Here is a 12,962-nt window from a genome sequence, read left to right on the forward strand (position 1 = left end):
CATAACAAAATTAATGGAATTGAGCATAAATTAACCTAAATACCACTTTAACCAAAAGCTATTAATCTTTACATTTGTTACCTAACAAAAGGAAAATTACATGAAAGTATTGAATAACTTTAATTTTGAAAATAAGAGAGCGTTAATAAGAGTGGACTTTAATGTTCCCTTAAATGACAAGTTTGAAGTAACGGATACAAACAGAATAGAAGCTGCAAAACCTACAATAATTAAGGTTTTAGAAGATGGCGGCAGTGCAATACTAATGAGCCATTTGGGCAGACCAAAAGGAGAACGCAATCCTGATTTGTCATTAAAACATATTGTAAACGCAGTTTCGGATATTATTGGTGTATCGGTAAAATTCGTTGGTGACTGTGTTGGTGATGAAGTAGAAAAGGCCGTAGCTAATTTGAAAAAAGGAGAAGTGCTTTTACTTGAAAACTTACGATATTATGACGAAGAGGAAGAAGGAAATGAGGCTTTTGCCGAAAAATTATCTAAACTTGGTGATATATATGTAAACGATGCTTTTGGTTCAGCACACCGTGCTCATGCTTCTACAACAATAGTTGCTAGGTTTTTTCCTGAATCTAAATGTTTTGGACTTCTTTTGGCAAAAGAAATCGATGCCATAGAAAAAGTAATGGCTACTGGCGAAAAACCAGTATTAGCTATCCTTGGAGGAGCAAAGGTTTCTTCTAAAATTACTATAATTGAGAATATACTTGATAAAGTTGACGATTTAATTATTGGTGGAGGTATGACATATACTTTTATAAAAGCACAAGGAGGCAAGGTTGGCGATTCCATATGCGAAGATGATAAAATGAAGTTGGCAATGGATATTCTTGAACAAGCCAAACAAAAAGGAGTAAATGTGCACATTCCTGTAGATGTAATTGCAGCGGATGCTTTTGACGCAAACGCAAATACACAAATTGTTGATGTGGACAAAATACCCGACGGTTGGCAAGGTCTTGATGCAGGCCCAGATACCTTACAAAACTTTAAAAAAGTAATCTTAGCCTCCAAAACTATTCTATGGAATGGCCCAATTGGTGTTTTTGAAATGGAAAAATTTGCTAAGGGAACTATAGCAGTTGGTAATTATATTGATGAAGCAACACGTAATGGAGCTTTTTCATTAGTAGGTGGCGGAGATTCTGTAGCTGCTGTAAAACAATTTGGCTTTGAGGATAAAGTTAGTTATGTATCAACAGGCGGAGGTGCAATGCTAGAAAGCTTAGAGGGCAAAACTTTGCCAGGTATTGCTGCAATAATAGCGTAGTAAGGGCATTATCGATAAACGGGTTACAACGAAAAATTGTGCATTTTAAGAGAATTAATTTTATTCTCATTAAAAAATGTACGATTTTCGTTTGTTCCGTTAATAAATTTTGCCGCAAATGAAAAAATTAGCTTTTAACTATTTTTATTTCCTAGGTTTAGCTTTGGTGCCTTTCCTAAGTTTGGCGCAGCATAAAGAAGCTGTTATCACTTCTACAGATTCATTAAATAGCAACTTGGTTGTGCTCAACGATTCATTGAATGATGAAGTTCCTATACCCGAACTGGATATATTAGATAATTCTACAAAAGAAAAACTTACGCTTTTTAAGCCAACGGAATCATCCTCTTACAATCTTCAAGACAATGAGTTGGCCGCTAAATTCGACAGTTTATGGATGAAAGAACTAGTAGATGCCGCACCGCTTTTCGATGAAATGTATCAAGAAGTAATGGCGTTAGATACAGCCTCTACTTTTGTTTTCGATTTACCTACAGACACCTTAAAAATGCGGCTGGCAAGGTTAAATGAAAAAACACCATTTAATATCGAATACAATCCATCGCTTGAAAGCGTAATTAAATCATTTCTTACTAGAAAAAGAGATATGATGGAGCGCATGTTAACCATAAGCCAATTCTATTTCCCATTATTTGAACAAGAATTAGATAATAACGATATTCCGTTAGAGATGAAATACCTATCTATTGTAGAATCTGCCTTAAATCCAAAGGCGCGATCTCGAGTTGGTGCAACCGGTTTATGGCAATTTATGTATGGTACCGGTAAAGAAATGAAATTGGATATTAATAGTTATGTTGATGAACGAAGCGATCCAATAAAATCTACAGAAGCTGCTTGTAATTACTTAAATAGATTGTACAGAATTTATGAAGATTGGGATTTAGCATTAGCGGCCTATAATTCTGGACCAGGTAATGTTAATAAAGCAATTCGTAGAAGTGGAGGACAAAGAAACTATTGGAATATTAGAAGAAATTTACCCAGAGAAACAGCAGGCTATGTTCCGGCTTTTCAAGCAACAATGTATATTTTTGAATATGCTAAAGAACATGGATTAGTGTCTAAAAGAGCAGAACGAGCTTATTTTGAAACCGACACTATACATATTAAAAGTCTAATTACATTTGACCAGATTTCAGAATTGACAGGTATTGACAAGGAAGAAATTAAAATTTTAAACCCGTCTTACAAGTTAGATGTAATCCCATATGTTGAGGGTAAAACGCATACATTAAGATTGCCGGTACATAAAATAGGAAAATTTGTAGCCAATGAAGAGGCAATTTATGCTCATGTAGAAAAAGAATTGGAAAGTAAAGAAAGTCCTATTGCTGAAATAACAAAACAAGCGGAACAAAATAGTATTCGTTATAGAGTAAAAGAGGGCGATTTTCTTGGTAAAATAGCTGAACGATATGGTGTAGGTGTTAGCCAATTAAAACAATGGAACGGATTACGCAGTAATAATTTACGTATTGGGCAACGATTAACAGTATACCCAAGAAAACAAATAAGTTCTTCGGTAAAACCTAGAGAAACACCTGCTAGGACTGCCGTTGCCAGTAATTCAAAAACGCATGAAGTTAGAAGTGGAGATTCATTATGGACTATTTCTAGAAAATATCCTGGGGTTACTATAGAAAATTTACGAAAGTGGAACGGTATTAGTGGTAATAACTTAAAACTGGGCACAAAACTTAAATTGTGCGACTGTTCATCGTAAATTAAACACCAATGAAAGGAAAATTATTAGTTTATTTTTTAGCAATTTTAGGTTTGTCTGTTGCTTGTAAGGAAGATGGAAAAGTAGATTACTTGCCAGAGTCAGTAGGGGCAATGAATACGTTAACCGTTGTAATTGATAATGAATTGTGGAAGAGTAGCGTGGGGGATGCAATTCGTGAAAATTACACCGCAGCGGCCCCAGGTCTTACTTGGGACGAAGCTCAATTTAGTGTTACTCAAATTCCACAACAAATTTTTACAGGCTCTCTTCAAAACACAAGCGCTGTGCTTTATATAATGGAAGATACGCTGAACATAGCACACATGAAATCCAATATGTACGCTAAACCACAAAAGATAGGTGTAATTAAAGGCCGTAATAAGGAAGAATTAATAACGAATATTAAAAAAACTGCGCCAGAGTTTATTGCAGATTTCAAAGCGTTAGAAATTGGTAAAGCCCAAAAGCGTTTTGAGAAATCTTTGAATAAAGAAAAGGCCCTAGAAGATAAGTTTAATATTGCAATGAAAATTCCATCTATTTATAGAGTAGGTAGGGAAGAAGATAATTTTGTTTGGATTTCGCGTGAAATTCAAAAAGGAAATATGAACATTATAGCGTATACCATGCCATGGGATAGCTTTCAAAGCGATTCAACGTTTGTTCAAGATATTATTTTAATGCGAGACTCAATTGGAAAAAGTTTTATAGGAGGTGAGGATATTCCAGGAAAAAATAATCATATGATTACCGAAAAGGCGTTTTCTCCATATGTCTTTCCTGCTGAGGTTTCTGGGAAAAAAGCAGCAGAAATAAGAGGAATTTGGGAAATGTCGGCATACCCAATGGCAGGCCCATTTTTAACTTATATAATTAACGATAAAGAAAATAATCGAAAGTTAATTTTAGAAGGGTTTGTTTTTGCACCGGCTACAAAGAAAAGAGATTATATGTTTGAGTTGGAGGCAATACTGAAATCAGTTCGGTTTAATGTAAAAAAATAAAAGACTAAAAAATAAAGTTATTTAATTTGTAAAAGGCCCAAGAAATTTCTTGGGCCTTTTACATTTTTATAATTTGCCTTTTTAAGAAGAAGTTTGAATGCCTCATAAATAGTCTTTATATGTTTAATTAAAAATTTCCAAAAGAAAAACCTGTAGACACTCTATATATCAATGCATAAGCAGCTAATGCAATTAATGTAAAACATAGCCACGAAAATATTTTAAAATAATTTTCCAAAATGTAGCTTTTCCAATTTTTAAAGGCTTGGATGTATATTTCTTTTACTAGAGTAATTTTTTCCATATTCGATATTTTAAGCGTTTATGAAGTATAAAGTTGCTCAATAATTCAATCTTAATTGAAAAGTTTAGCTAAAAGGAGAAATAAAACTATGAATCGTCTTGGGCTTTGATTTTACTCTATAAACGGTAGGTTAAGGAGGATAAGCCACATAGTTGCCTAATTTTAGTTAATCGATAATAAGAACAATTTTATAGAGGAAAGGAAGTTTGCCTACTCTAAAATATTGGATTTAACTATAAAAAGAGAAAGGCGTATCGAAATACAGAGCTATGAAGTAAATTATTGATTACCAGGATATATATTATAATTAAAAACCCGCTTTTAGCGGGTTTTTAATTATAAATTTTTTATTTACATGTCGACAATTATAAATTCGGACCTACGATTAAAGTAGTGATCTTCTTCTGTACAGCGAATAGAGCCATCACATTGATTTAGTAATTGTTCTTCGCCATATCCTACGGCACTTTCTATTCTTTTTGGGTCTATGCCTTGCGAAATTATATACTCTCGCGTCGATTTTGCTCTTTTGTCCGATAAGTATTTGTTATAAATGGCATCTCCTCGAGAATCGGTGTGCGACTCAATTTTAATAACAATGCTTGGGGAATCTTTCATTACGGCGACCAGCTTATCTAATTCTAAAGCAGCATCTTTACGTATAAATGATTTATCGAAATTGAAATGAATCATTTCAGTCTTCAATTTCTTAATTCCGTTTTCAACGGCGATCATATCTGTCAATTTCCTCATGGACACATCTACGTTAACTTTTTCATTGTTTTTAGTGGCCGCATCTCGTGTGTCATCAAAATAGGTGCCTTTAGTTGTTTTTAAAATATATCTGGTATCAGAATCTAAATCTTCAAAGATGAAACTTCCGTTTTCATCAGTTTCCATTTCTTTTAGTTTAATGTTGTTTTCATCTAATAATTGTACCAAAGCTTTAGGCATAATTTCTCCACCAACCAACTCGGTTACTATTCCAGAAATAGCATTGGTGTTTGTTGGGATTTCTTCAAGTTGTAATGTTTTAAAGGAATAAATATCATCATCTCCTTTTCCACCGGCACGATTAGAAGCAAAGTACCCTTTTTGTGTATCCTCATCAACTATAAAAGAGAAGTCATCTTTTTTACTGTTTATCGGTTTACCAACATTACGAACTTCTAAAAAACCTTCTTCATTATCGAAAGCGACTTCAAATACATCTAATCCGCCCAATCCTACATGCCCATTAGATGAAAAATATAGTTTTTTATTGTTTATAAATGGAAACATTTCCTTTTGCTCCGTGTTAATTTCTGGACCTAGGTTTCTGGGTGTAGAAAAAGATCCATCTTCTAGAACATCAACTACGAAAATATCGGTCTCACCAATGGTGCCTGGCATATCGGATACAAAATAAAGTTGTTTACCATCTGTACTTAATGCAGGGTGTCCTGTGGAATATTCGTCACTGTTAAAGGAAACCTCCTCAGCTTCTAACCATTCTCCATTTATCTTTTTGGAACGATATATTTTAAGATGATTAATACCGTTTTTATCACGTTTTAATTTTTTTCCGTAATTGTTTCTAGTAAAATACATTGTTTCGTTATCTGGAGAAAATGTAACTGATGCTTCGTGGTATTTTGTATTTATCTCTTTAGAAAACTTAATAGCGTTTTTAAGGTCTTGGGACTCTTCATTTATTTTCGCCACATATAAATCTAGGTAAGGTTGATTGTTCCATTTATACCGCCTGGTATTATAAATTGATGAGTCTTTTGAAGAAGCATATACCATTTCACCTTGATTATAATACATTGGTGAAAAATCGGAATATTTTGAGTTGATGTTTAAATTCTTAACATCAAACCTATCCTTCATTCTTAAAAGCCCGTCTAAGATTATATCGCTTTGTTCGTTGTTTATTACTTGTTTTTCACCTACTAATTTTCGATTATATAATTTAAATAACCGTTTAGACCTTTTATAATTATCGGTTCCTTTAAGAGAGTGAGCATATTTAAACAAATAATCTGAACTCATTTCAGATTCGTACTGCTCATATAATATAGTATACCATTTATATGCTTGTTCCATATTGGTATTAAAGTAATGAGCATCACCTGCCTTTTTTATAACATCATAATTATAAACCTCACTATTTCCACTTAAGGCAATTTCGTATAGTTTTGCAGCTTCAGCATACCACATTTTATTAAAGTATTCGTCTGCTCTTTTAATAAGTTTGTTTTTTGATTCTTTCGTAGTTGATTTTGAAGAATCGACATTAGTAGAAATAAAGGCGGTTTCTTTTGAGTTTTCTAAATCTTCGTAGGTGACTTCTTCTAAAGAAATTAATTCTGGAATGTGTTCGTTACCTGCAATTTTAAGAACCCAGAATTCTTCATTGTATCTATTGTCGAATTGGGTGTTACAATCTTCTAATGCTATTTTCCATGAATCATAATGATTAAGGTAGAGGTAATATAAATCGTTATCGGAATTTTTAAAATATCCAGAGTTAAAACCCCTTCTTTTAAATTTTCTAACTTGTGACTTTAGATTTTGACTTTTACTGAATATACCGACCACTACATAATAGCCCGGGTTTATATCATTAGTTTTCGTAAAGGTTTTTTGGGTAATATTATATGTTTTGGCGGCCTTTTCAAATTCTTTTGAATCAGCTTCTTCAATTTCCAATAATGCGTTTACTTCAGTATCACCAGATGTATGAACAGCAAGGTCTGCTTGGAAACCTTGTGCATAACCAAATTGGATAAATAGTAGATAAAATAAAGATAGTAAGACTCTCATAGATCCATTTCTAAGTCTAACATATTTTGCTAAACTTGTATTATTAAATTCTTATACCTAACGAATGTAGATCTATAGCCTTTTTTAGAATAGTATTTGTTGTGAAAGAAGTATTTTTTGTCGTGAATGTATTGTATTCAGTAGCCTTGTACTGGATAATATGACTAAAAAAACCGAAATAAAGCTACTTAAGCGTTTACAGGAAAAGGAATAAGTACTGCAACTATTCTTTTTTATCTAAGGGAAAGACAAAAAAACCCTGAATTACAGGGTTTTATAAATTTATGTAAAAAGGGTATTTTTATTATTACTCTTTTTTCTTTTCTTCTAATTTTTCATCCTCCTTAGAGGCGTCTTTAAACTCTTTAATTCCACTGCCTAAACCTCTCATTAACTCAGGAATTTTTTTTCCTCCGAATAATAGTAGAACAACCACTACCACCAATATTATTTGTGGAGCACCTATAGCCAAGAATGTAGATAAGATTGTCATGATACTTTAATTTTAAAAATAGAAATCAAAGATACTAAAAACTACTTTAGAAAACTTAAGAATCTTAGCCACTATTGTAATATTTCATGTTTTAACTTTAAATTAGGGTTCTAGTTTTATGGCGATAAGATAGTTGTCTTAATTTTCCCATGGTAAACGAGTTAAAATTAAATTCTAAACATATCTTTGTTAAGATGGCCAAAAAGAAAGTCAAAAAAAGAAAAGAGATAAAACGGAAGTTACTTCATAAGTATCGTTTGGTAATTTTAAATGAAAATACTTTTGAAGAAAAAATATCTTTTAAACTAAGTAGGCTTAATGTTTTTGTAACAGGAACCCTTTTTATGATTACGCTTATTGGCTTAACTACGTTATTAATTGCGTTTACCCCTTTGCGGGAGTATATACCCGGTTATTCATCTACTAAACTTAAAAAAGAAGCTACGGAGCTTACGTATAAAACAGACTCCCTTGTACGAACCTTAAATTATACCAATAAGTATTTAGAGAATATTAGAATGGTATTAAAAGGAGATATTGAGAATACAGTAGTAAATAGAGACTCCCTTTTTCAACAATATAAATTAGATCCATCATCCGTGGATTTAAACCCTATAAAGGAAGATTCCTTATTACGGGCAGAAGTGGCACTCGAAGATAAATACAATTTGTTTGAAAGAACAATTGACAAAAAGAACCTTGTATTGTTTACTCCGGTTTCTGGTGCTATATCCATGGAATTTAATCCCAACGAGAAACATTATGCTGTTGATATAACAGCTCCAACAGATAGTCCTGTAAAGGCCGTGGCAAATGGTACTGTAATTTTTTCTGAATGGACAGCAGATACTGGTTATGTTATAATTATTGAACATGAAGGCGGATTGCTAAGTGTATATAAGCACAATGGTTCATTATCGAAATTTCAAGGAACTATGGTTAGAGGAGGAGAGGTGATTGCCTCCGTAGGAAACACAGGAGAGCTAACCACTGGGCCTCATTTGCATTTTGAAATTTGGGATAATGGAACGCCTATTGATCCTACAAATTATATAGATTTTAATTAGAACTCAGATGTCCCTAAAGACTATAGCTGCCAAAATATTTGCAAACCGTGTTGCTAAAAGAACTAGTAAATGGGTTAATGATCCAATTGAAACTCAGGAAAGAGTTTTTACCGCTCTTATACAAAAGGCTAGCCTTACCCAGTTTGGCAAGGATCATGGGTTTAATGAAATTAAGTCACATGCCAATTTTGTTGATAAAGTTCCTATTAGGGACTATGAAGAACTTAAAGAATATGTGAGTTTGGTAGTAGCCGGTGAAAGTGATATTCTTTGGCCAGGCAAGCCTGTATATTTTGCCAAAACCTCGGGAACGACTTCTGGCGCTAAGTATATACCTATTACCGATGTGTCCATAAAAGAACAGGTGAAAGCATCTAGAAATGCAATCCTTAGTTACATACACGAAACAGGTAATGCTAATTTTGTAACCGGTAAAATGATTTTTTTACAAGGTAGTCCTATTTTGGAAGAGAAAAATGGGATTAAATTAGGGAGGCTTTCTGGGATTTCAGCGCATTACGTCCCTAATTATCTTCAGAAAAATAGAATGCCAAGTTGGGAGACTAATTGTATTGAAGATTGGGAAACCAAAGTGAGGGCAATTGTAGAGGAAACTAAGAACGAAGACATGACTGTTATTGCAGGTATACCTTCATGGGTGCAAATGTATTTCGAAAAATTAAAGGAAAATACCAATCAGAATATTGGTGATTTGTTTAAGAATTTTGAACTCTTTATTTATGGTGGAGTTAATTACGAACCATATAGAAAGAAATTTGAAAATTTAATTGGCAGAAAGGTTTCAAGTATTGAGCTTTTTCCGGCAAGCGAAGGTTTTTTTGCATATCAAGATTCCCAAAAGGAGAATGGCATGCTTTTACTTTTAGATGCAGGTATATTCTATGAGTTCGTAAGATCAGATGAATTTTTCCAGGAAAACCGAAATCGTATAACCATTAAAGATGTAGAGATAGGTGTGGATTATGTTATGATTATATCTACCAACGCTGGACTATGGGCATATAATTTAGGAGATACCGTTCGGTTTGTTTCTGTGCATCCTTTTAAAATAGTAGTTTCTGGCAGAATAAAACACTTTATATCTGCATTTGGGGAACATGTTATTGCAAAGGAAGTTGAAGAAGCAATGCAGATCGCCACTAATTTAACAGATGCCAGTGTTAGTGAATTTACTGTTGCGCCACAGATAACGCCAGAAAATAATGAACTCCCATATCATGAGTGGTTTGTAGAGTTTGAAAAACAACCAACTGACATGGGTCTTTTTGTACAACAGTTAGATGCCGCCTTACAAAAACAAAATAGTTATTACTATGACCTTATTGTTGGCAAGGTTTTACAAACACTAAAGATAACTCCGGTTCAAAAAGGAGGTTTTTTAGCTTACATGAAATCAATAGGTAAACTTGGCGGACAAAATAAAGTTCAACGTCTATCCAACGACCGTAAAGTAGCTGATAGTTTATCTAAATATAGCAAGACTAACATCTAGCTTTTAATTAACAGATTATAAATTGTAATTTTGTTTGAAATCTTTCATGGGAAAAGCAATTACTACTACCAGGGCTCAAGAATCTACCAATGCTATTGAACGCATGTATATTACTATGCGTCATCTTTTTAATAGAGGGTTTTATAAGCCAAACGGGGTATCTGGAGAAGCATTAAAGAATGCACTTTTACAATTAAGACCAGAAATCTATGGTTCCGTTGGCGAAGAAAAGGCAGAGTTAAATGGTTTAATTTATGTGCTAGAGCGTTTGCCCGAGGGTATAGAACAATGCACATTTATTAATTTAACGTCAGATGAAGGCTACGGTATTTCACACATAAACCCGATAATACCGCCAAAAAGAAGAAGAAATTGTTATCGTATTGATGACGAACAAATGAATATTGAAATTACTCGAGGGCGTTCGGATATTTACGATATTTTAACACACTTGACATTTTTGTTTATTGAGTCGGAAAAGATTTGTAATCGGGTCTTAATACCAGAAACTGAAAAAACAATTCGGGATTGGTCCAAACTTGAAGAAGCGGTAAGCAAAAGCGAATTGACCCAAGCGGAAAGAGAAATAGCTTTAATACATACAGCTAACATATTAGGTAGGTCCTTCGAAGAAATAGTAGAAGTGTACAAGAAATTTAGTGTCAAAGATAATCCAGAACGGTTTTTAAATATTATTTATTGGCTTGGTAAATTAGCACTAGAAGAAGAAATAACAGGTGAAAAAAGAGCAATAACTTTTAGCGCGTTACTTCGGGAACGTTTAGGGCATCATATTCATGGTGAGCGTTGGTCTAATGACATAAAAAACATCCTATCCCAGAACAATTTATTACATAGGCCAATTCATATTATTTCAGCAAATATGCACAGTGTTATGAACTCGCTATTTGCAAAGGAAGCTTTAAAAGAAGAATTTCCAAATACAGATTCATTGGAAATATTCGAAGCTTTAAGCAGTACTGGTAATGCCCATTTAAGGAAAAAGGTAAGTGAGTTTGCAGAAATAAACGGGATGATTTCTATAGATGACACTTCTGGCACCAATATCGACGTTCAAATTTTTGACACGGCAAAAATTAAAACCAATTGTTGTTCATATAATTTTTATGAAGATAAAATTGATAAAAAACCCGTTATATTTGTTATGGATTATGCTTTTGGAGAACAGGCATATGAAACTATAGATGAGCTTTTAAAACCGTATAGCACAAAAAAGAAAGAAGGAGCATTGATCAATGTAGATTCGGTTTCCATTATGGGAAAAGCGGGGATTTTAGAAGGTGGAAAAGGAGATTTAATGATACCTTCAGCTCATATTTTTGAAGGAACAGCAGATAACTACCCTTTTAAAAACGAGTTATGCGCTAAAGATTTTGAAGGGTATGGTCTTAAGGTTTTTGAGGGAACAATGGTAACCGTTTTGGGAACCTCGCTACAGAATAAAGACATTCTAAAGTTTTTTCATAAATCTACGTGGAACGTTATTGGATTAGAAATGGAGGGAGTTCATTATCAAAAAGCAATACAATCGGCTTCAAAAATACGAAAGAGCATAAGCGAAGACGTAAAAGTACGTTATGCCTATTATGCTTCCGATAATCCTTTAGAAACCGGAAGTACATTGGCATCAGGTGGGTTAGGTACAACCGGTGTTAAACCTACATATTTAATTACCGATAAAATCTTAAAGCAAATATTTAATTCATAAAATGGCAAATAATTCTACACCGTCTACTCAAAATAATTCTGATGAAATTGATTTGGGAAAATTATTTCAGTTAATTGGAAGAGGCTTTAATGCAGTTTTTAATTTCATTTTAAAAGTATTCTTATATGTCAAAAAGAATATTTTTATTTTAATGGGCCTTGTAGTAGTTGGGCTTGCAATCGGTATTGCATTGAACCGAATTATATCAAAAAAGTTAAAATCTGAAATTATAGTAAAACCACAATTAGAAAGTAAGAATTACCTATATGACGTAATTGGTGAAATTAAAGCTAATTTGAAGGCAAAGGATACACTATTTTTTAAAGGAATAGGTATTGAAAAGATAGATTTTAATGGTTTGGATATTGAAATTAATAGAGTTTTACAAGAAGGTGGGTCAGAAAACGATATCAAGTATTTAGAACTACTGCAAAGTTTTGAGAATACCGATGCAATTGCTGATATCGTCCGGGCGGAATTACAGAATAAAAGCTCTTTTAACCATCGAATTACTATTTATTATAAGAATGCCGAATTTGGTAAAGTTTTTACAGAAAAGATTTTAGAATATATAAACACTAACAATTACTTTAATGTGCTTTTAGAGGTTTACCGAAACAATGCGACCTACAGAATAGAGGAAAATCAAGCACTATTAAAACAAGTAGACGAGATCATATCTAATTACACCAATAACTTGGCATCTAAAAATAGCGAAGTAACTAACGAAAGAATAATTTTAGATAATCAAGAACAGGTTAATATTGCCGATATATTTCAATATAAAACGGGTTTAATTAGAGATATAGAAGCAAAGAAATTAGAATTGATTGAAAATAAGGAAACCTTAAGCGTCGTAAATTTAGGACAACCGCAAGTAGTACAAAAGTCTTTCTTTGGTAAAAATATTGTTTTAATACCGCTGTTATTAATCTTATTATTTTTTGCAATTTCAATATTGAAATACTTGAATAGAAGGTCTATGTCTATATCCTAAACAATT

General features: G+C 33.1%; 10 protein-coding genes. 7 read left to right on the forward strand and 3 right to left on the reverse strand.

Annotation, left to right across the window (positions count from 1 at the left end):
• The first annotated feature begins 100 nt into the window (after positions 1-100).
• The 3 genes from BTR34_RS08390 to BTR34_RS08400 all read left to right on the forward strand — a co-directional run bounded on the left by BTR34_RS08390 (position 101) and on the right by BTR34_RS08400 (position 4,045).
• On the forward strand, positions 101-1,291 hold the full coding sequence (locus BTR34_RS08390) for a phosphoglycerate kinase (RefSeq protein WP_068480048.1): 1,191 nt from the start codon (positions 101-103) through the stop codon (positions 1,289-1,291).
• Positions 1,292-1,409: 118 nt separating this feature from the next.
• Complete coding sequence (locus BTR34_RS08395) at positions 1,410-3,038, forward strand: LysM peptidoglycan-binding domain-containing protein (protein WP_068480051.1); 1,629 nt, start codon at positions 1,410-1,412, stop codon at positions 3,036-3,038.
• Positions 3,039-3,049: 11 nt separating this feature from the next.
• On the forward strand, positions 3,050-4,045 hold the full coding sequence (locus BTR34_RS08400) for a DUF4837 family protein (protein WP_068480052.1): 996 nt from the start codon (positions 3,050-3,052) through the stop codon (positions 4,043-4,045).
• A 127-nt stretch (positions 4,046-4,172) separates the two neighbouring features.
• Here the strand turns inward: BTR34_RS08400 and BTR34_RS18920 are convergent, their stop codons facing one another.
• From BTR34_RS18920 to tatA, 3 genes are all read right to left on the reverse strand, one after another.
• Positions 4,173-4,349 (reverse strand): DUF6747 family protein, encoded by a 177-nt coding sequence (locus BTR34_RS18920; protein WP_197496112.1) that lies wholly within the window; start codon positions 4,347-4,349, stop codon positions 4,173-4,175.
• A gap of 351 nt (positions 4,350-4,700) precedes the next feature.
• The gene (locus tag BTR34_RS08405; RefSeq protein ID WP_082960087.1) at positions 4,701-7,157 is read right to left on the reverse strand and encodes an OmpA family protein; all 2,457 of its coding nucleotides are present in this window, start codon (positions 7,155-7,157) and stop codon (positions 4,701-4,703) included.
• Between the two features lie 307 nt (positions 7,158-7,464).
• Positions 7,465-7,650 carry a twin-arginine translocase TatA/TatE family subunit gene (gene tatA, locus BTR34_RS08410; RefSeq protein ID WP_068480055.1) on the reverse strand — a complete coding sequence of 62 codons (186 nt, stop codon included), beginning with the start codon at positions 7,648-7,650 and terminating at the stop codon, positions 7,465-7,467.
• A gap of 194 nt (positions 7,651-7,844) precedes the next feature.
• On the opposite strand from tatA, the gene BTR34_RS08415 reads away from it, so the two are divergent.
• The 4 genes from BTR34_RS08415 to BTR34_RS08430 are packed head-to-tail and all read left to right on the forward strand — an operon-like array spanning position 7,845 to position 12,956.
• A complete protein-coding gene (locus tag BTR34_RS08415; protein WP_068481799.1) occupies positions 7,845-8,717 on the forward strand; it encodes a M23 family metallopeptidase in 873 nt (290 codons plus the stop codon).
• A gap of 7 nt (positions 8,718-8,724) precedes the next feature.
• A complete protein-coding gene (locus tag BTR34_RS08420) occupies positions 8,725-10,230 on the forward strand; it encodes a GH3 auxin-responsive promoter family protein (RefSeq protein WP_068480058.1) in 1,506 nt (501 codons plus the stop codon).
• 46 nt (positions 10,231-10,276) lie between these two features.
• On the forward strand, positions 10,277-11,959 hold the full coding sequence (locus tag BTR34_RS08425; RefSeq protein WP_068480061.1) for a DUF6909 family protein: 1,683 nt from the start codon (positions 10,277-10,279) through the stop codon (positions 11,957-11,959).
• A gap of 1 nt (position 11,960) precedes the next feature.
• Entirely contained in the window at positions 11,961-12,956 is a 996-nt protein-coding gene (locus tag BTR34_RS08430; protein ID WP_068480064.1) for a hypothetical protein, read from the forward strand.
• The last annotated feature ends 6 nt before the right edge of the window (positions 12,957-12,962 follow it).

The organism is Maribacter hydrothermalis, from assembly GCF_001913155.1.
Classification (GTDB): Bacteria; Bacteroidota; Bacteroidia; order Flavobacteriales; family Flavobacteriaceae; genus Maribacter; species Maribacter hydrothermalis.